Raw genomic sequence first — 19114 nt, 5'->3', positions numbered from 1 at the left:
ACAAAAAAACAAAGGGAGAGGATCTTATCATGGAAAAGAAAAAAACAACGATTGTACTTTTCAGCGGTGACTATGACAAAGCGATGGCAGCTTATATTATTGCTAACGGTGCTGCAGCTTATGATCACGAAGTAACGATTTTCCACACATTCTGGGGCTTGAATGCACTTCGTAAAGAGGAGCTTGTTCCAGTTAAGAAAAACTTTATTGAAAAAATGTTCGGCAAAATGATGCCACGCGGAGCTAACAAGTTGCCATTATCTACGATGAACATGGCCGGCATGGGTCCGAAAATGATTAAAGGCATCATGAAAAAGCATAATGTGCAGTCTTTACCGAGCTTGATTGAAATGGCGAAAGAGCAAGATGTTAAACTTGTTGGCTGCCAAATGACAGTGGACTTACTTGGCTTGAAGCACGAAGAGATGATTGACGGAATCGAGTACGCAGGGGTTGGCGCATATTTAGGCGATGCTTCTGAAGGTAATGTGAACTTATTCATCTAAAGGGGTGTGGCTAGATGGAGTTTCTTCCTTATATTTTAATGGGGCTGGCAGTGGTTTTTCTGATCAGCAGAATGAAACCGACTGCCGGAGTACGTCAGATAACAACGGCTGATTTGAAACAGGAATTAAACGACAAGAACAAACAATTCATTGATGTTCGTACACCAATGGAATACAAAGGGAATCACATTCGACAGTTTCAGAATATCCCTTTGAACACCATTGGAAACAACATGAATAAACTTTCTAAAGACAAAGAGACTATTGTGATTTGTCAAAGCGGTATGCGCAGCAATGCAGCCGTGAAACAATTGAAAAAAGCAGGATTCACAAAGCTTGCAAATGTAAAAGGTGGCATGAATGCCTGGTAATTTTAAATAGAAAAGGAGCTGTCAAACATGAAAGAGATTACACCACAGGAATTAGAAGCAAAGCTTGCTGCTGGCGAGCAGGTATCTATTATTGATGTACGTGAAGCAGAGGAAGTGGCTGCAGGGAAGATCCCACAAGCGGTGAACATCCCGTTAAGTTTATTGGAGTTCCGCACGCAAGATATCGATAAGTCTAAAACACATTTCATGGTCTGCCGTTCAGGTGGAAGAAGTGGGAAGGCCTCTATGTTCTTGGCAGCCCAAGGTTTTGACGTCATCAATATGGTTGGCGGAATGCTCGAGTGGGAAGGTAACGTAGAATAACATTATTTTCATAAAAGGAGATGACCTACTGATGAATGTAAACTTGACTGTAGATGCAAAAGGGTTGGCATGTCCTATGCCGATCGTGCGTACGAAAAAGGCGATCGACCAGATTGAATCTGGAGAAGTATTGGAAGTATTAGCAACAGATAAAGGTTCAAAGGCGGATATTAAAGCATGGGCAGATAAAATCGGCCATCAATATTTAGGAACGCTTGAAGAAGGCGATGTACTGAAACATTATATCCGTAAAGCAAGATCAGAAGAGGAAAAAGAAGAACAAAACTATCCTCATGTAGTTACAAACGAAGAGTTGGCTGCAAAATTAGAAGCAGGCATTACTGTATTGGATGTCCGTGAACCAGCCGAGTATGCATTCGGACACATTCCTGGTGCAGTTTCCGTTCCATTAGGTGACTTAGAAGGCGGAATTGCTGAATTAGACAAAGAAAAAGAAACATATGTTATTTGCCGTACAGGAAGCCGCAGTGATATGGCAGCTCAGAAATTAACAGAACTATGTTTTACGAATGTGAAAAATGTTGTTCCAGGAATGAGCAAGTGGGAAGGTCCTACAGCTTAAAACTATAAATTTTTTTAAAATAAATTATACCATAGGGGGTATTTATTCATGTTAAACGCAATGACTGCAAAAGATGTAACGAAAAAGATTTTGGCTAATGAATCATTATTTATTTTAGATGTGCGAAACGAAGATGCATTTGCTGATTGGAAAATTGAAGGCGCATCTGTTGAGCATAAGAATGTACCTTACTTTGAGTTGATGGATGGGGTAGAAGAAATCTTAGACCAAATTCCATCTGAAAATGTGTTAGTTGTATGTGCGAAAGAGGGTTCTTCTATCTTTGTTGGGGAAATGCTAGTAGAAGCTGGCGTGAAAAATGTTTCTTACTTGCAAGGTGGAATGAAAGCTTGGAGTGAGTACTTGGAGCCAGTTAAGGTGGCAGATTTAACGGATGGCGGTACGCTGTGGCAGTTCGTTCGTATCGGAAAAGGCTGCTTAAGTTACCTAGTTGAATCTGATGGTTCTGCGATGATCATTGACTCCACACGTATGGTGGATCAGTACATTTCATTTGCTGAAGCGAAAGGTTTGAAAGTGGTACATGTGGCGGACACACACTTGCATGCCGACCACATTTCAGGTGGACGCATGCTTCGTGAAGCAACAAATGCAACGTACTGGTTACCTCCAAAGGATGCAGAAGAAGTAACGTTTGATTACGCAGCTCTTGAAGACGGAGTGGAAATCACCGTTGGTACAACGAAGGTTGCTGTGCAAGCGATCTACTCTCCGGGTCACACAATCGGAAGTACATCTTTCGTCGTGGATAACCGTTTCTTGTTAAGTGGTGACATCTTGTTCGTAGAATCCATTGGTCGACCTGACCTAGCAGGAAAAGCGGAAGACTGGGTAGCAGATTTACGCGAAACACTTTATTCTCGTTACAAAGAGTTGTCTGAGGATCTAATGGTATTGCCGGCTCACTTCGGTACAATGTCCGAAGTAGGCGAAGGTGGCCTAGTGGCAGCACGTCTAGGCGATTTGTTTGAAAACAATGCAGGCCTAAACATCGAAGACGAAGCGGAATTCCGCAAACTCGTTTCCGAAAACCTGCCACCACAACCAAACGCATACCAAGAAATCCGCCAACTAAACATGGGCAAAATCAACCCAACCGAAGACGAACAACGCGACATGGAAATCGGTCCAAACCGTTGCGCGGTGCACGGATAAAAAATATTTGTGAAGAGGGGTCAGACCCTCAAAGGAATTCCGCCCTTCGTGTCGAAGGGCGGATCAATATTTAAAAAAGTTTAGATGAGGGGTCAGACCCCTCTAGGAGTTTTGGCATTCGTGTCGAAACCCCCTCAACCTTGAAGGAGGGATGCTTTATGGAATTTGATATTATGTGGCTTGTAGCTTTGTTTGCGATAGGTTTCATAGGATCGTTTGTGTCGGGGATGGTTGGTATTGGTGGTTCGATTATTAAGTATCCAATGCTTTTGTATATTCCACCGATGCTTGGTCTTACTGCGCTCACGGCTCATGAGGTGTCAGGTGTCAGTGCGGTTCAGGTGTTTTTCGCAACCATCTCAGGTGTATGGGCCTACCGCAAAGGCGGCTATTTAAATAAAGATCTTATCATTTATATGGGAATAAGTATCCTGATTGGTAGTTTTATTGGAGGATATGGATCCCGCCTTATGAGCGCGGAAGGTATTAACATGGTTTACGGTATTCTTGCACTTATAGCTGTTATTATGATGTTCGTTCCTAAAAAAGGTATTGATGACATACCGTTAGATCAAGTTACCTTTAATAAGGCGCTTGCTGCTGTCCTAGCGTTCATCGTTGGTATCGGCTCCGGTATTGTCGGAGCGGCAGGGGCATTCTTGCTCGTACCAATCATGCTTGTTGTATTAAAAATCCCAACACGTATGACGATAGCGACTTCACTTGCAATCACATTTATCTCCTCTATCGGTAGTACCGTCGGGAAGATTACGACAGGCCAGGTGCTATTGGTACCAGCAATCGTTATGGTCATCGCCAGCATCATCGCGGCCCCAATTGGCGCAAAACTTGGACAGAAGTTAAATACGAAAGTGTTGCAATGGATTTTGGCATTATTGATTTTAGCAACTACCATAAAAATCTGGTTGGATATAATCTAATAAGGTATAACATTAGTGTATTCGAGACTAAAATGAAAACTCCTGTAGGGGTCTGACCCCTACAGGAGTTTTTTTTCTACACCAAATTCCTCCAATACAGCTGGTTGCTCATGTATAATAAAACCAACGACTTAAAAAGAAGGTTGCTTTGGTATGCTTGATACATTGATGTTTTTCTACGTTGTCGTACCACTTGTCCACCTGATTCACGAGGCTGGCCATGTGAGTATGGCAAAACTTCATAAGGTGAAAAAAACGGAGATCGGGATTGGCATAGGTCCAAAGATTGCGGACTTTAATCTAAAGGGTACACAGATAAGGATTAACATTATACCTTTTTTAGGAGGATACTCCAGCAATGATCTGACAAGGGAGTTATCCCATAAAGAAATTGCCTGGATTTCCATTGGTGGTCCACTCTTTAACATATTATCAATCCTACTTGTTCTACCTTTTTGGACCCCCTTTCAGTTTTCCTTTTCTGCCTTGTTCGTTTATTTCAGCCTCTGGATTGGCATCGTCAATCTTATTCCATTTAAATTGGGAGAAAAATGTTCGGATGGCTGGCAGGTTGCGTCTTCGCTCATCAAACTAGTAAAAAACAGATAGATTGGGAGTGTAATAATGAACTATTTTATCGTAACAGGCTCTTCCAAAGGACTTGGAGAGGCCACAGTAAAATTACTGTTAAAAGAAAACCATCATCTGATTTGTATTGCCAGAAGTGAAAATAAGGACTTGGAACTCGCTGCAAAAGAGAGTGGAGCGGAATTCACGTTTTTACAAGAGGATTTAAGCAAGCATGAACGAGTAACGGGAATTGTGCAATATCTTCTATCTAAAATAGAGAAAGACGGTCAAGCAGAAGGTGTTTATTTGATCAACAACGCCGGAATGGTCGATCCAATTAAGCCTGCGGGGAAAGCGGATGAGGCCTCCATGACGAAGGCAGTTCACCTTAATCTCCTCACACCGATGCTGATGACCAACGAATTTATCCGGCTTACGGAGGAATGGAGTTGCAAAAAGGTAATCGTCAATATTAGCTCCGGTGCTGCCAACCGCCCGATTCACGGCTGGAACACTTACTGCACGACAAAGGCGGGACTTGATATGTTTACGAAATCGATAGGATTAGAGCAAAGTCAAGCTGCACATCCGACAACCATTCTTTCTTTTTCACCGGGAATTATGGATACGGACATGCAAGGAGTCATTCGCAGCTCAGATGAAAAGGACTTCAGCAATTTGGAGACATTCAAAAACTATCATGAAGAGGGTCAATTAAGAAGTCCGTCGTTTGTGGCTGAGAAAATGATAAATCTAATATCTTCAAGTACGGTTGAAAACGGAAGAGTCTATGATATAAAAGAATTTCTCTAAGAAGCGCACTTATTGTGTGCTTTTTTTAATTGGATAAGTTTCTATTTAATGGAAAAAGGGAAAGGGTGAAACTAGATATTAAAAAATGAGATGGAGGAACAATGGTTGAGAGTGAAAATTGGAAGGGTTGTTGGAATTGGGATACTAACATTTACACTTACGGGTTGTCAGGCAGTGGCTGATTTTAAAGAAGGATTTGAAAACGGATATAAACAGGGAGTAGCGGAAGCGAATGTGGAAGTTAACCCGGTAAGCAAGGAAGAGTATGAGGTGGAGGTTCTTGATAAGACTAAAGCGTTTTATGAAAAGCTTGGTCAGACGCTAAAGGATTTACAAGAAGCGGAAACAATCGATCAAGAAATGCTGGATGCACTCTATGAAGAGATTGATAGCATGGAGCTTTTAACAAGAGAGTTGGTGGCGTTGGAACCTCCTGAAGTCTATGCGGATGCGGATCAGGTGTATGAGGAAGCGATGGTAGAATTTCAAGTGTATCTGGGCATCATGAGGGAGGCGCTAAGCAAGGAGGATCTCACACATATCAATACAGGTGCAGAAAATGTGGAAAAGGGAGAGCTGTTGCTCAGTCGTGCGAATGCTTTGCTGTCGCTGACGTATGCTTATCCCGTGGGAGATGGAACCATTACTACTCAAGATCTTAAAGACTTAGATAAAAATGCGGGAATCGATCGTGACAGTGTCCTCTTGAATGTTTCAGAAGATGGAAACGAGCTCGTTGGAAAGTGGGGCACGTATCAGGAAGATGGTACCTTCCAAATGGGAATTCAGCTATATGAAGACGGTAATTATGAGGGATACGCAAATGGCGAGTCCACTCCAAGCATTGAAGGTATCTGGTCGTATGATTACCTCCGTCAGACTCTCAGCTTTGAACATGGAGAAGGACTGCGCACCATGACGATGGACATTCAGGCTTTTCATGATGACACATTACAGCTGTTGGATGTAGATACGTTAAACACATTCTATTATGTAAAAGAAGGAACTGCAAATCCAGATTCGGCTTCAACAGAGGAAGCTGACACCGCTAAAGATAGTTCAGAAAAAGTTCCTGCTGAATTAAAAGAATTATGGAGTGTTGTCACCGACCAAGATGTATATTATGGGTTGAGTCTGCAGGAAGAAGAGTTCGCGAGCTATTCCATTAACGACTATACAGCAGGTACAACTTTGACCTATATGGGTTCGTGGAAACATGATGCAGAAAAGAACACCATTACATTAATGGTAGAGGATGCATTGGAAGATTATAAAGAAGTAAAAGACTTTCCGAAAACATTGACCTTCCAAATAGTGGATTTACAAGGAGATACACTAACAGTTGAGATTGAAAAAGAAGTACTGGAATTGAAAAATCATTAGTTATAGATAAGACCGTTTCCTAGGATTTTGCTTAGGAAACGGTTTTTCTTATATATTTTTTAGTAATATATACCACAATGTGACAAAAAGCCTATTATTCTGATTATTTTTAAAACTTTTGAACTATAAAGTGTAGCAAATTAGGTTAATATGTCGTATGTCCTCTTTGATGTCTGTACTTCATAATAAAGTTGGAGTTGTTAGAATTTTTACAATTACTTTACCGTCAGACAACAATGCATTTACACAGCTCAAGTATATTGGGAAAGTACGACATCCAACCATTATAAAGGAGGAAAACAAATGCGACATCATTCTAAAAGAGTTGTCATGATTCTATTAGCTTTCATATTAACATTCTCTAATCTTTTGCCAGCTATGAACTTGACAACTTATGCAGCAGAAGAGCAGTCAACTGCTATTACAGTCGAGCAAGCTATAGCTAATAATAGCGGGACTGCGACTGTAGAGGGGTATATAGTGGGGACGGTGATTTCCGGAACCAATTATGATTTAGATGCTCCATTTACCACTGCCACAAACTTAGCTATAGCAGATTCACCAACTGAAACAGACTTCTCCAAGATGTTACCTGTTCAACTACCTAGCGGATCCATCCGTAGTGGATTAAATTTAGTTGATAATCCAGGTAATCACCACGCAAAAATACAAATTACAGGTTCATTAGCAGCATACTTCAGTGTACCAGGCCTAAGAAGCCCAACTGATTACACCATCATCGATGGCGGCCAAGAGCCTGAACCTCCAGCAGAACCAGAACTTATCACTCTAGAAGAAGCACGAACTAAAAATGTAGGACAAGAAGTAATCGTCCAAGGTGTTGTCACAGCAGACAATGCAGCAATCGGCGGTGGGAAACTATCTACTTACATACAAGATGAAACAGCAGGAATCAATTTGTTTTCTAATAGTCTATCAGGCTTTCCAAATCTAGTAGAAGGTCAAGTGGTAGAGGTTAGAGGGAAGATAGCGGAATATAACGGCTTGCTTGAAATTATGCCGAACACTAATGGCATTGAAATTTTAGCTGAAAACGAAGCACTTCCAGCTCCAACACCAATTACAATTGAAGAATTACAAACAGCAACTGTTGCTGAACCTCTAGAGGGCCAGCTTGTTACAGTTACAGGTTATGTTTCCAGCAAGCCATCTACACCGGCTGGTGGCGGGTACAATGTAACATTGACTGACAGTGATTTTAACTCCACAACGTTACGTGTTATGGAAGGTACTAATGCTATTGATGCATTAGAAGAAGGAAAATGGTATGAGATTACCGCTATCCTTAGTCAATACAATACGTATCAAATTTTGCCTAGAAAAGCTTCCGATATCGTATTGGCTGAAGAGCAACCTGAACCACCAAGTGCAGCAGGTGAATATCCGGCGGTAGTAGAGCGTGTAACGGATGGCGATACGATCCGTATTACTTCTCCGTTATTTGGTTCCCAAAGCGTACGTTATGTGAATATTGATACGCCGGAAACCTATCATTCTGTAAGAAATGATCTTGATCAGAACCAAAAAGATAAAGGAAATGAAGCGACTGCTTATATGCAGACTCTCCTTCAACCAGGGGATGAAGTAATACTGAAAGTGGGCGAAGAGCCTACTGACAACTATGGTAGATTACTAGCTCAAGTTTTACGCAAGGAAGATAGACTGAACACGAACCTTGAAATGGTTAGAGAAGGATATGCGGTAACGTACTTTATCCATCCGGTTGGACCGGAAAATGAGTACAACGAATTCCAAACTGCGGTGAAAGAAGCGAAAGATGCTGGCAAAGGAATTTGGAATGCAGCAGATCCATTATTGGAGCTACCGACATTTTTCCGTGCCCGCTACGAAGGAAATCCTTTAACAAAGCCAGTTGGAAACTCAGATACAAAAGAATATGTACAACCTACAGAATGGGAAGATGTTCCTGTTGAGAAACGTGTATTCTTCTGGAATGAAGCAGATGCAATTGCAGCAGGTTACACTCCGGTGGACGACGGTGGAGAAGAAGAACCTAATCCTGGAGAGCTTGTATCTGTCCAGCTTATAGGAATGAATGATTTACACGGTAAAATAGATCAAACGTATGATTTGGCAGAAGATTATGGTGTTGCAGCAGCAGGCCGTATGGATTATGTATCTGCGTATTTAAAAGACCGGAGAGAACAGAACCCTAACACACTGATTATGCATGCAGGTGATATGATTGGTGGAAGCTCTCCGGTTGCAGCGTTGCTTCAGGACGAGCCTGTTGTAGAAATTATGAATGAAATTGGATTTGACATCGGTACTGTTGGTAACCATGAGTTTGATGAAGGTACAACAGAGTTCTTACGTATGGTAAACGGTGGGGACCATCCAGAAGGAAAAGGTACAGAAGGCTATGAAGGGATGAACTTCCCGAATGTTTGTGCCAACTGTGTATGGAAAGACAGTGGTGAAACGTTCTTGCCTCCATATGAAATTTTGGAAGTTGGCGGAGAACAAATCGGTTTCATCGGTGTAAACACAACTGCTACATTAAACATGGTTATCCCGGATGGCATCCAGGATATCACATTTACGGATGAAGTGGATGCAGTTAATGAAGCCACACAAGAATTGAAAGAGCAAGGAATTAGATCTATTGTGGTTCTTTCCCATATGCCTGCATCACAAGATGGAGATTCTGCTACTGGTGATGCGGCGAACCTTGCAAACAATGTGGATGATGAAGTAGACGTGATTTTTGCAGCTCATAATCACGAAATTGTAAATGCGATTGTTGACAATAAATTGATTGTACAAGCTTTGGATTACGGAAAAGCATTTTCTGCAGTAGAACTTGAAATCGATCCGGAAACAGGCGATATTGTAAACAAGGAAGCAGAAATTGTATTTGTTGACCAAAGTAAAATGGACCCAGATCCTGTTGTAGCGGAAATTCTAGCAAACTATGAAAATAGAATTGCACCAATTTTGAATGAAGTGATTGGTGTGGCGGAAATTGCCATGGAAGGCGGCTATGGTGTACGTGGGGAAATAGGGGACAATGCCCTAGGTAACCTGATTGCTGATGGCATGAAAGCGGAAATGGATGCGGACTTTGCACTCATGAATGGTGGTGGAATCCGTGACAGTTTAAATCAAGGGGACATCACTTGGGGTGAATTGTTTAATATCCAGCCATTCAATAATGTTCTAATGAAGCTTGAAATTACAGGTGCAGACCTTTACACGATTATGAATGCACAACTTCAAGCTCCATATGGACCAGATTATAGTATCAGCGGCTTTCATTATACTTGGGATGGCTCCACTTACAAAGTGGTAGATATCACTTTCCCGGATGGAACACCGATTGATAAAGAAGCAACATATACGGTTGTAACAAACAACTTTATGGCTACATCCACAGGAAGCAAGTACCGTCCTATCGGCGAGCTTGGTAAAAATCCTGTGACAGGACCGGAAGACTTAGAAGCTACAGTTAACTTTGTTCGCAGCTTTGACGGCCCGATCAATTATGTAGCAGAAGGGCGAATCTCTGAAGTGGGCGAACCAGGTGGTGATATCGGTACTGTGACGATTGCCGAAGCTAGAGAAGCGGCAAACGGCAGTGTGGTAACGATTGAAGGTGTTGTTACTACAACTTCTGGTGCATGGGGCCAAAAAGGATTTTATGTACAGGATGAAACTGGTGGAACGTATGTATTCCAAAACACTGAGGATGTTGTTCCTGGTGATGTGGTAAAACTGACAGGTGCAGTTGGAGCTTATAATGGCGAATTCCAAATCAGTTCATTAAGTGCATTTGAAAAGACAGGTACTGCTGATGTGCCGGCTGTTCAGGTGTTAACTCCTGCAGAACTGGGAAGTGGAAACGAGAGTGAATTAGTTTCCATTGAAGGAGTAGAAATTTCCGATTTGGAAGAAGTAAATAATTATGGAACATTTGAGTTCATTGCAACAAAAGACGGGGAATCCGTACTAGTTCGTGTAGATAACCGAACTGGACTGAAGTTTAGCGACTTCGCTTTTGAAAATGGCGATACCGTAACCATTACGGGGATCTCAAGCATTTTCAATGAAACAATTCAACTTAAACCACGCTCTGTGGATGATATTGTAGAATACGATTCCTACGAAGAGCCTGAAGTAAAGTATACGGTTGAAAACAAGTTCCTTGATGCAAAAGGAAAAGAATTAAAGAAGCTTGAAAGGAAATCTAATGTAACGATTAATACTACAATTGCCAATCATGTTCGTGACGCGCGTGAGTTCACGGTTTCTGTTGAATTGGTGGACAAGCATGGCCGAGTAAAACATTCCTCTGAAGAAAATTATGAAGTGACAGGCGAGAGTGAAGAATTGTTCAGCACAGAAGTTGCGATTCCTGCCAACCACAATGGTCAACGCTACACTTTGACAGTAGTGGTGAAAGATGTAGAAGGTAATGTAGTGGAGAGAAGCGAAATAAAGTAAAATGGTGGAGGGGGCTTTCGGGTCTCCTCTTTTTTTGCATGTACTCAGTGCCTGAACGAGCAATAAAAAAGAGCCGACACATAATGCGTGCCAGCTCCCATCTTATTACTCTTCCCCTAAAAATACTTCCTCAATATCATCCAACATAATGTTTGCTGCAAGTACTCCACCAGCAGTGTTCCATACTGCATCACTAACTTCATGGATATTTCCAGCCTTCGCGACTTCAAGGTTATTAAACAATGGATCCTCTAACCACTCATCTTTGATTTTTGTTGCTTCTCCGTCACCAGTTTCAAAAGAGAAGTGGAAGAGAATGTCTCCGTCCATTGCAGGGATTCTTTCTTTTGTTGCATTCATTTCAGCAAAGTCATCAACATTTTGAGATTCCGGACGTGCAAATCCAAGTTGATCTAAAATAATTCCAGAGAAGGAATCTTTATGGTAGATACGAACATCTCCAGCTGTAAAGCGGACGATAGAAACTTCTTGCTCTTTCTTTTCACCAAGTTGTTCGCTCATCTCTGCAACACGTGCATCAAAGTCGTCCATTACTTTTTTGCCTTCTTCTTCCTTATTCAATGCTTTTGCGTAAAGTTGGAAGTTCTCTTTCCAGTCACCTTTTAATGTTTCAGCAAAAACAGTTGGTGCAATTGCATCTAATTGCTCATATACATCTTCTTGACGAAGTTTGTTCCCAATAATTAAGTCAGGCTCTAAAGCCGCGATGGCTTCTAAGTTTACCGCACTTTCTGTACCAACAACTTCTACGCCTTCCATGTCAGACTTGATATGATCATACCAAGTGTCGCCTAACCAAGATTGTACAGCTCCGACAGGTTTTACACCCATAGCAAGCAATGCTTCTGTACCTTCGTTCGTAAGGATAACTACTCTTTCAGGAGTGCCTTCAATTGTTTCTGTACCCATTGCATGTTCTACTTCATAAGAAGTGTCTTCCTTTGGAGTATCACCAGAAGCATCTTCTTCTTGCCCAGCGTTATTGCCATTGTTGCCAGAGCAAGCAGCTAGAACAAGCGAAGTAATTAAAGTAAGTAAAAATAATGAAAATAGCTTTTTGTTTTTCAACATAATATGTAGCCCCCGTATATTAATGATAATGATTTTCATTCACAAGATAAATAGTACTTCGGATGAGAATGAATGTCAATACTTTCATGAGAATGATTTTCAAAGTCATTGACACTTCCTCCTAATTCTCCTAAACTTATAGTTAGATAAAAAGTTATATAGATTGAAGGTACACATTATGTTACTTCGTAAAAATACTCACAAAGTATTTGGATTGATAATCGGGTTTCTTCTATTATCAATGAGCTTTGTGGCAAGCATTATATATGGATATACAGATACCAGCTTTTCACTTGCTATTGATGCATTCCGAAATTTTGACGGATCTAATGAACATATCATTGTTCAATCTGTTCGTCTTCCACGTGCAATCATTGCAGCAGTGGTGGGAGGAAGCTTAGCGATTGCAGGACTATGGATGCAGGCGCTCACTAAAAATCCGTTGGCTTCTCCAGGGATTTTCGGCATTAACGCGGGAGCTAGCTTTTTTGTGGTAGTCGCGGTTTCCTTCTTTTCTGTAACATCTTTACAAACTTATACTTGGCTGGCTTTTGCCGGTGCAGCCCTTGCTGCGTTTGCGGTTTATTTTATCGGATCACTTGGCCGTGAGGGGCTGACTCCGATGAAGCTGACACTTGCCGGTGCGGCGATTGCGGCTATGTTTTCCTCTCTCACACAGGGGTTGCTCGTTGTGAACGAGACGGCTCTCGATCAAGTCCTGTTCTGGTTGGCAGGTTCTGTTCAAGGGAGAAGTCTTGATATGGTGTATGCCGTACTTCCTTATATTGCAGTTGCATGGTTTGCATCCTTTTTCATCGGGAAAAAGATTAACTTGCTTGCAATGGGGGATGACGTCGCAACAAGCCTTGGTGTAAAAATCGGCTTCCTAAAAATTACGGCTGCAATCATTATCATCTTGCTTGCAGGAGGATCGGTTGCAATTGCAGGACCAATTGTATTCATCGGAATAGTTATCCCGCATGTTGCCAGATTTCTAGTGGGTACTGACCATCGCTGGCTGGCTCCCTACTGCGGTATACTTGGCGGCATCCTGCTGCTTATAGCCGATATAGGAGCTCGTTATGTGATTATGCCGCAAGAGGTCCCTGTCGGAGTCATGACGGCTGTAATTGGAACTCCATTCTTTATTTATATTGCGAGAAGGGGGTTCCACGGAAAATGAAGAACTATAAAACGTTTCGACTTGGCAAAGGTCGCTTATCCTTCTTTATGGATAAAAAAGCAATACTTACTATTTTTGGGTTAGCACTCGCTGTCATCAGTTTGTTTATTTTAAGTACAGGTATGGGAGATATGAAAATCTCTCCATGGAATGTGATAAAAGTATTCTTCGGCCAAGGAGATTCCATGGAGACGCTTGTTGTCCAATCCTTCCGTCTGCCGAGAATCATCATCGCATTGCTTGTCGGAATTTCTCTGGCAGTTGCCGGGGCTATTTTACAGGGCATAATTCGGAACCCGCTCGCATCTCCTGATATTATAGGATTGACTGGCGGGGCTTCGACAGCGGTTGTCCTGTTCCTCGCTCTTTTCAGTGACAGTAATAACTCACTGACGGTTAGCATTCAGTGGCTGCCATTAAGTGCATTTGTCGGAGCGACGGCCATCGCGATCCTTGTATATTCCCTTGCATGGAAAAACGGATTATCACCGATCAGACTCGTACTGATTGGAATAGGGATTTCCACCTTGATGCAAGCTTTAACAACATTATTCATGTTACTTGGTCCGATTTACCGTGCAAGCCAAGCGAACATTTGGATTACCGGAACTGTGTACGGCTCAAACTGGAGTCATGTCAAAATTTTATTACCTTGGACTGTCTTACTTGTGATTGTCAGCATTATGGCAGTAAGGCAATTGAATATACAAGAACTTGGAGATGAAGTGGCAACAGGTGTAGGCGGTGCTGTCAATAAACACCGAGTGGGCTTGCTTTTCCTGAGTACGGCACTGACGGGTGGCGCGGTTGCATTTGCAGGAGGAATTGGATTTGTTGGTTTGATGGCTCCCCATATTGCCCGCAGGCTTGTTGGCTCATCATTTGGAGTGTTGATCCCTACATCCGCATTTATCGGAGCATTCCTGGTCATGCTGGCCGATTTAATTGGCAGAACTTTGTTTTCGCCACTTGAAATCCCGGCCGGCGTATTTACCGCTTCAATAGGAGCACCGTATTTTATTTATCTACTTTATAAAACGAGAAATTCTTAACGAGAGGTGGAAGTAACATGAATGCTTTAGAAACCCAGTCACTTACATTATCCTATGGTGAATCCATCATTATTGAGGAATTAGATCTGCAAATCCCTAAAGGGGAGATTACGGTCTTTATCGGTGGAAATGGCTGTGGGAAATCCACCTTGCTTCGTTCACTTGCTCGTTTGTTAAAGCCTAAACAAGGAAATGTGCTCCTTGAAGGAAAGGCAATTTCCGGCCAATCCACCAAGGATATTGCCAAGCAACTTGCCATCCTTCCACAAGGACCGACTGCACCAGAAGGGTTATCTGTGCTTCAATTGGTAAAACAAGGCCGTTACCCTTATCAATCATGGTTAAAGCAATGGTCGGAACATGATGAAAAGGTAGTCTGGGATTCGCTTCGTGCAACAGGCATGGAAGAATTTGCAGAAAGAACGGTCGATTCACTATCAGGCGGACAGCGTCAGCGCGCATGGATTGCAATGACGCTTGCACAAGAAACAGATGTCATCTTACTAGATGAACCGACAACCTACTTGGATCTTACACATCAAATTGAAATTCTCGACCTTCTTTTTGAGTTAAATGAAAAAGAAAACCGTACGATTATCATGGTGCTTCATGACCTTAACCTTGCCTGTCGCTATGCACACCACTTAGTTGCAATCCGCGATAAGCAGATTTATGCGCAAGGCAAACCAGAAGAAGTAATCAACTGCGATCTTGTCAAAAATGTCTTTGATATGAATTGCCAAGTAACAACTGATCCACTTTTTGGAACACCATTATGCATTCCGCACGGTCGCGGCAGATGCTTGGTTCCCAATTTGGAAGGACTAAGAGCATGATGAGCACGCTCACAAAGCAGGAATTTCGTTTTCTAGAAGAGAGTTGCCGGTTTGTAGCAGGAGAGGCACAAGTAGAAGATACTATATCCTTACATTCACTTATCCACGACGGAACGGAAGCGTATTTGACGAAAGTTAAGGCTGCATTGGGCACAGACGAAATGGACGTTGCCGCATCGCTTCTCATGAAAAGATTAGGATTCCTTGCGGTAAACTGTTTGCTTTCCATGACGGCATTCAATAAAACCTTAAAAGTGGATCCAGCTAACATTTGGATTGATTCTTATGTGGAAAATGATGTTTGGCTACCAAAGCTTCGTTATACAGAGGTGCAAGCAGTTGAGGTCACGGAATTTGGAACCCGAGAGGAGTGGAGAGTTCAGCATTTTAATGAGCTTTTCAACGGAGTGTTTGCCCCGTTGATTCAACGTATGTCCAAAGAGGCAAAGGTATCCCGCCAAACATTATGGGAAAATGTTGTGCTTTATATCTACTGGATGTATGAGTCCATTCTTCCTAATCAGCAGCTTGACGCGCCATACCAAGAAGAAGATTTTAAAAGTTTATTGGAGGCCGACCCTGCCTTATTTGGGATGAAAAGAAATCCAGCAGCATTGTTCTACAAGCCGAAAACCTTCGTAGAACTGCACCAAGCTGAGATCAGAATGCGAACTACCTGCTGCTACTATTATAAAACCAACAGTGAAGGATCCCGATGCTCTACGTGTCCATTGAATTGTAATGTGTGATGGACTTCACTATAATGGAACAAAAGCTTGAGGGGAGGTTCTGCCGATGAACGAAAAACTCGACCAACAATTGGACGGTTTATTAGAAAAGTACACGGAACTTCTTTTAGGGGAAGTGACAGAAGAGCACAAGGAAAATGTGAAAGCATGGGTGCTCTATACATATATCGCAAAATCAATGCCACCACTTGTTAAGCATTGGAATGAGCAATATCCAGACGCAAAGCAAGATATGATGGCACTGATTAAGGAAATCAAAGAATTGAATGACGCCCACCGTGCCAAAAGCGGGAAATAAGGGAGAGCCTTGGATTGCTAATTTGCAAATCAAGGCTTTATTTATTATCAAAATTGTTGATTACAAACAGAGGTCATCCTCACTAACACCCCGCGAACACCTAAATCGTACTTCCGCCTTCTCCACATACCAGAAATCATTTTCTTTCAACATCGAAAGCTTTATATCGCTTCCCGATACGGAATCATCCCGCATTCCATAACTCATGATATACCCTTCTGCAATAGCTTCATCCGAAAAATCAATCCTAGTGTTAATTTCCCACACATCCATACCAAGTCCATTACTTAATCCTACGTCCAACATCCATGCATTCATTAGCACTCCCGGGGATTCCCAAGTTTGATTGGCAGACCCTAGAGCTTGGTCATATTCGCCATCCCACTCCCGCCAATTGGTAATGCCTTTCTCCCAGCCGTTCTCTTCCGCCAGCGAATCATTTATTAAGTAATCCCAAAGCTGTGCATCAACATCTCTCCATAGAAGAGGTACTTGATCTTTTGGAATCGTGATGAACTCTCCAGTTTCTTCTTCCATAGATGGTTGAGAAAGTGTTTCTATCTCCATTTCTTTCTCTTCTAGTTGTGCATAGACTTCCGCTATTTCATTTTCTAATTCTGTGACTTTTTCTTGATGATTTTCTGTATTGGAGCAACCACTGACCAAAACTCCTATCAAAAATAGAGCAAATAAACGTTTCATCCAATCTCCCCTAAAATATTTTGTTTAATTTTACCACAATTAACTGGAGTAATTTACCTAAATTAATAAGCTTCGGGTTTCGGAAAATATGCTGAAGGGTAGAGGGGAAGATACGATTTTGTAAAAGACCTTCAAAGAACAAAAAAAGCAACGAAAGAAGCCGAATTTCAGGCTTCACCCGTCGCTTTATACAATTACTGCATCATCCCGTTATTTCCATAAGGAAACTGGTTCGTGTAGCCTTGGAACTGCTGGTATTCTTGTTGAAGTTTCGTCTGATCAGCTGGCTCCAGTCCGTACCAACCTTTTTGGAACATGACATTATAAAGTTCACGCTGACAATTTTGAGTTTCATTAAAAATCGCAAGCAGGTCTGTGTAGATTTGCTGGTTGCTTGCTTCATTTAGTGCAGTACTGTATGAGTCAGTCATATATTTTTCCGTCGCGAGCATATCGTTGATGAAATCGCGATCATTCATTTGAGGTGTTTTGGCTACCTGCGATTCAGGATTCTGGATTTTTTGTTGAGTCATATAGGTTGTCCTCCTTTCTATTGAAGTGGCTGTTGTTGCTGCATTTGATTTTGACCTTGTAAGTGAGTCAAAATCTTTTGATAATGTCTTTGATGCATTTGGCCGGCTTTTTCAATCGCATTGATGACATCCTGATCCTGACATTGGCTTGCAAAAAAGTGCGCTTTCTTCATCGCAAGTAAATTCCAGGAAAGCATATCTGCAAAGTATAAAGAATCTTTTGTCGTAACAACGTTTGGCGGCTGTGGGTAATTTCCAGGCTGCTGGGTAGTATTTTGCTGTGGTTGCTGTTGTTGCATACAACGACCTCCTATCATAATCTATCAAATGTAGAGTATCCTTTTAGCGAAAAAATATGTACGAACCGGGAAATTCACCATACCCAAGAAGCTTAAAAATGCGACAGTAATCAACACTATTTCCCGACAAATAATTTGTATTCAAATATTTGAAAAGATGATAAAATGAGGGTGTAATTTTATTTTTACACTCAATGAAAGCGTTTACTATAAAGTTTCAGAAAAATAGAATAAAGCAATCGGAGAGGGACACCAAGAAGAAGCGGGAGGAATATCAAATGGAACAGGTAATGCGCAATACATTTTTGTATCTATCCAAAAGCAAGTCATTAACCAAAATGGCAAGAAAGTACGGATTGCGTTTCGGTGCTGGCCGTTTTGTTGCAGGGGAAAGAATCGATCAAGCGGTAAAGTGCATCCAAGAACTTAACGAAAAAGACCTTTGTGTCACCATTGACTATTTGGGTGAATTTATTGATACGGAAAAAGAAGCGAATGAAATGGCAGACAACTCAATTGAAGCTATTCGTGCAATCGGCACCGAGAACCTTGATTCTCAATTATCTTTGAAAATGACATCCATGGGGCTTGATATCTCTGAAGAAGTTGTGATGAAAAACATGCGTAGAATCCTTGATGCAGCAAAAGAATACGGTGTATTTGTCACGATTGACATGGAAGACTACTCCCGTTGTGGGAAAACGATAGATGTATTCAAAAAGTTGAGGGAAGAGTATGACAATGTCGGAACGGTCATACAGGCTTACTTGTACAGAACGGTCAAAGACATGGAAGACCTAAATCAGTACAGTCCGAATCTCCGTTTAGTTAAAGGAGCTTACAAAGAATCACCGGAAGTTGCTTTTCCAGATAAAAAAGATGTGGATGATAACTTCAAGAAAATCATTGAAATGCATCTTTTGAACGGAAACTATACTGCTGTTGCCACTCATGATGATGCCATGATTGAATACACAAAAGAAATCGTGAAAAAACATGGCATCTCCAAGGACCAATTTGAATTCCAAATGCTCTACGGGATCCGCCCAGAGCGCCAACTGGAACTCGTAAAAGAAGGCTACAAAATGCGTGTATACGTTCCATACGGTACAGACTGGTACGGATATTTCATGCGCCGACTGGCAGAACGCCCTGCAAACGTAGCGTTCGTACTAAAAGGAATCATCAAGAAATAATAAGAGAGCGTGCGATAGCACG

General features: G+C 41.8%; 20 protein-coding genes. 16 read left to right on the top strand and 4 right to left on the bottom strand.

Annotated elements, in window-relative coordinates; all coding sequences use genetic code 11:
• Positions 1-26: 26 nt before the first annotated feature.
• From K7887_RS18835 to K7887_RS18790, 10 genes are all read left to right on the top strand, one after another.
• The gene (locus tag K7887_RS18835) at positions 27-506 is read left to right on the top strand and encodes a DsrE/DsrF/DrsH-like family protein (protein WP_029326530.1); all 480 of its coding nucleotides are present in this window, start codon (positions 27-29) and stop codon (positions 504-506) included.
• 14 nt (positions 507-520) lie between these two features.
• Entirely contained in the window at positions 521-877 is a 357-nt protein-coding gene (locus K7887_RS18830) for a rhodanese-like domain-containing protein (protein WP_223491157.1), read from the top strand.
• A 27-nt stretch (positions 878-904) separates the two neighbouring features.
• On the top strand, positions 905-1201 hold the full coding sequence (locus K7887_RS18825; RefSeq protein WP_064098870.1) for a rhodanese-like domain-containing protein: 297 nt from the start codon (positions 905-907) through the stop codon (positions 1199-1201).
• 31 nt (positions 1202-1232) lie between these two features.
• Complete coding sequence (locus K7887_RS18820) at positions 1233-1784, top strand: sulfurtransferase TusA family protein (RefSeq protein ID WP_399208719.1); 552 nt, start codon at positions 1233-1235, stop codon at positions 1782-1784.
• Between the two features lie 48 nt (positions 1785-1832).
• Positions 1833-2960 carry an MBL fold metallo-hydrolase gene (locus tag K7887_RS18815; RefSeq protein WP_223491156.1) on the top strand — a complete coding sequence of 376 codons (1128 nt, stop codon included), beginning with the start codon at positions 1833-1835 and terminating at the stop codon, positions 2958-2960.
• A 158-nt stretch (positions 2961-3118) separates the two neighbouring features.
• On the top strand, positions 3119-3901 hold the full coding sequence (locus tag K7887_RS18810; RefSeq protein ID WP_223491155.1) for a sulfite exporter TauE/SafE family protein: 783 nt from the start codon (positions 3119-3121) through the stop codon (positions 3899-3901).
• Positions 3902-4054: 153 nt separating this feature from the next.
• The gene (locus K7887_RS18805; protein ID WP_223491154.1) at positions 4055-4510 is read left to right on the top strand and encodes a site-2 protease family protein; all 456 of its coding nucleotides are present in this window, start codon (positions 4055-4057) and stop codon (positions 4508-4510) included.
• A gap of 15 nt (positions 4511-4525) precedes the next feature.
• On the top strand, positions 4526-5284 hold the full coding sequence (locus K7887_RS18800; RefSeq protein WP_223491153.1) for a (S)-benzoin forming benzil reductase: 759 nt from the start codon (positions 4526-4528) through the stop codon (positions 5282-5284).
• Positions 5285-5395: 111 nt separating this feature from the next.
• Complete coding sequence (locus tag K7887_RS18795) at positions 5396-6667, top strand: DUF3994 domain-containing protein (RefSeq protein ID WP_223493701.1); 1272 nt, start codon at positions 5396-5398, stop codon at positions 6665-6667.
• 303 nt (positions 6668-6970) lie between these two features.
• Positions 6971-11152 (top strand): DUF6359 domain-containing protein, encoded by a 4182-nt coding sequence (locus tag K7887_RS18790; protein ID WP_223491152.1) that lies wholly within the window; start codon positions 6971-6973, stop codon positions 11150-11152.
• A 105-nt stretch (positions 11153-11257) separates the two neighbouring features.
• On the opposite strand, the gene K7887_RS18785 is transcribed toward K7887_RS18790, so the two are convergent.
• The gene (locus K7887_RS18785) at positions 11258-12244 is read right to left on the bottom strand and encodes an ABC transporter substrate-binding protein (protein WP_223491151.1); all 987 of its coding nucleotides are present in this window, start codon (positions 12242-12244) and stop codon (positions 11258-11260) included.
• 178 nt (positions 12245-12422) lie between these two features.
• Between K7887_RS18785 and K7887_RS18780 the strand changes: the two genes are divergently transcribed.
• The 5 genes from K7887_RS18780 to K7887_RS18760 are packed head-to-tail and all read left to right on the top strand — an operon-like array spanning position 12423 to position 16362.
• The gene (locus K7887_RS18780; protein ID WP_223491150.1) at positions 12423-13427 is read left to right on the top strand and encodes a FecCD family ABC transporter permease; all 1005 of its coding nucleotides are present in this window, start codon (positions 12423-12425) and stop codon (positions 13425-13427) included.
• Positions 13424-14479 (top strand): FecCD family ABC transporter permease, encoded by a 1056-nt coding sequence (locus tag K7887_RS18775; protein WP_223491149.1) that lies wholly within the window; start codon positions 13424-13426, stop codon positions 14477-14479. The genes K7887_RS18780 and K7887_RS18775 overlap by 4 nt, the downstream gene beginning before the upstream one ends.
• Before the next feature lie 17 nt (positions 14480-14496).
• Complete coding sequence (locus K7887_RS18770) at positions 14497-15315, top strand: ABC transporter ATP-binding protein (RefSeq protein ID WP_223491148.1); 819 nt, start codon at positions 14497-14499, stop codon at positions 15313-15315.
• Entirely contained in the window at positions 15312-16064 is a 753-nt protein-coding gene (locus K7887_RS18765) for an IucA/IucC family C-terminal-domain containing protein (protein ID WP_223491147.1), read from the top strand. Before K7887_RS18770 ends, K7887_RS18765 begins: the two co-directional genes overlap by 4 nt.
• A gap of 46 nt (positions 16065-16110) precedes the next feature.
• Positions 16111-16362 (top strand): YusU family protein, encoded by a 252-nt coding sequence (locus K7887_RS18760; protein ID WP_088019441.1) that lies wholly within the window; start codon positions 16111-16113, stop codon positions 16360-16362.
• Positions 16363-16422: 60 nt separating this feature from the next.
• Here the strand turns inward: K7887_RS18760 and K7887_RS18755 are convergent, their stop codons facing one another.
• From K7887_RS18755 to K7887_RS18745, 3 genes are all read right to left on the bottom strand, one after another.
• The gene (locus K7887_RS18755) at positions 16423-17064 is read right to left on the bottom strand and encodes a hypothetical protein (protein WP_223491146.1); all 642 of its coding nucleotides are present in this window, start codon (positions 17062-17064) and stop codon (positions 16423-16425) included.
• A gap of 194 nt (positions 17065-17258) precedes the next feature.
• A complete protein-coding gene (locus K7887_RS18750; RefSeq protein ID WP_223491145.1) occupies positions 17259-17597 on the bottom strand; it encodes a spore coat protein in 339 nt (112 codons plus the stop codon).
• Positions 17598-17614: 17 nt separating this feature from the next.
• A complete protein-coding gene (locus K7887_RS18745; protein WP_223491144.1) occupies positions 17615-17896 on the bottom strand; it encodes a hypothetical protein in 282 nt (93 codons plus the stop codon).
• A gap of 278 nt (positions 17897-18174) precedes the next feature.
• Between K7887_RS18745 and K7887_RS18740 the strand changes: the two genes are divergently transcribed.
• Positions 18175-19092, top strand: coding sequence for a proline dehydrogenase family protein (locus tag K7887_RS18740; RefSeq protein WP_223491143.1), 918 nt, complete (start codon positions 18175-18177; stop codon positions 19090-19092).
• Positions 19093-19114: the final 22 nt, after the last annotated feature.

Origin of the sequence: Sutcliffiella horikoshii (assembly GCF_019931755.1) — a bacterium.
Classification (GTDB): domain Bacteria; phylum Bacillota; class Bacilli; order Bacillales; family Bacillaceae_I; genus Sutcliffiella_A; species Sutcliffiella_A horikoshii_E.
The sequence above is the reverse complement of the archived record's forward strand: the minus strand, read 5'-3'. Positions and strand labels throughout refer to the sequence as shown.

What these genes read in the sequence shown, in the direction of transcription:
- K7887_RS18825 (WP_064098870.1), top strand. Translation starts at nt 905, where the DNA reads ATGAAAGAGATTACACCACAGGAATTAGAAGCAAAGCTTGCTGCTGGC.
- K7887_RS18770 (WP_223491148.1), top strand. Translation starts at nt 14,497, where the DNA reads ATGAATGCTTTAGAAACCCAGTCACTTACATTATCCTATGGTGAATCC.
- K7887_RS18790 (WP_223491152.1), top strand. Translation starts at nt 6,971, where the DNA reads ATGCGACATCATTCTAAAAGAGTTGTCATGATTCTATTAGCTTTCATA.
- K7887_RS18760 (WP_088019441.1), top strand. Translation starts at nt 16,111, where the DNA reads ATGAACGAAAAACTCGACCAACAATTGGACGGTTTATTAGAAAAGTAC.
- K7887_RS18810 (WP_223491155.1), top strand. Translation starts at nt 3,119, where the DNA reads ATGGAATTTGATATTATGTGGCTTGTAGCTTTGTTTGCGATAGGTTTC.
- K7887_RS18785 (WP_223491151.1), bottom strand. Translation starts at nt 12,244, where the DNA reads ATGTTGAAAAACAAAAAGCTATTTTCATTATTTTTACTTACTTTAATT.
- K7887_RS18780 (WP_223491150.1), top strand. Translation starts at nt 12,423, where the DNA reads ATGTTACTTCGTAAAAATACTCACAAAGTATTTGGATTGATAATCGGG.
- K7887_RS18765 (WP_223491147.1), top strand. Translation starts at nt 15,312, where the DNA reads ATGATGAGCACGCTCACAAAGCAGGAATTTCGTTTTCTAGAAGAGAGT.
- K7887_RS18805 (WP_223491154.1), top strand. Translation starts at nt 4,055, where the DNA reads ATGCTTGATACATTGATGTTTTTCTACGTTGTCGTACCACTTGTCCAC.
- K7887_RS18750 (WP_223491145.1), bottom strand. Translation starts at nt 17,597, where the DNA reads ATGACTCAACAAAAAATCCAGAATCCTGAATCGCAGGTAGCCAAAACA.
- K7887_RS18755 (WP_223491146.1), bottom strand. Translation starts at nt 17,064, where the DNA reads ATGAAACGTTTATTTGCTCTATTTTTGATAGGAGTTTTGGTCAGTGGT.
- K7887_RS18830 (WP_223491157.1), top strand. Translation starts at nt 521, where the DNA reads ATGGAGTTTCTTCCTTATATTTTAATGGGGCTGGCAGTGGTTTTTCTG.
- K7887_RS18740 (WP_223491143.1), top strand. Translation starts at nt 18,175, where the DNA reads ATGGAACAGGTAATGCGCAATACATTTTTGTATCTATCCAAAAGCAAG.
- K7887_RS18745 (WP_223491144.1), bottom strand. Translation starts at nt 17,896, where the DNA reads ATGCAACAACAGCAACCACAGCAAAATACTACCCAGCAGCCTGGAAAT.
- K7887_RS18820 (WP_399208719.1), top strand. Translation starts at nt 1,233, where the DNA reads ATGAATGTAAACTTGACTGTAGATGCAAAAGGGTTGGCATGTCCTATG.
- K7887_RS18800 (WP_223491153.1), top strand. Translation starts at nt 4,526, where the DNA reads ATGAACTATTTTATCGTAACAGGCTCTTCCAAAGGACTTGGAGAGGCC.
- K7887_RS18815 (WP_223491156.1), top strand. Translation starts at nt 1,833, where the DNA reads ATGTTAAACGCAATGACTGCAAAAGATGTAACGAAAAAGATTTTGGCT.
- K7887_RS18775 (WP_223491149.1), top strand. Translation starts at nt 13,424, where the DNA reads ATGAAGAACTATAAAACGTTTCGACTTGGCAAAGGTCGCTTATCCTTC.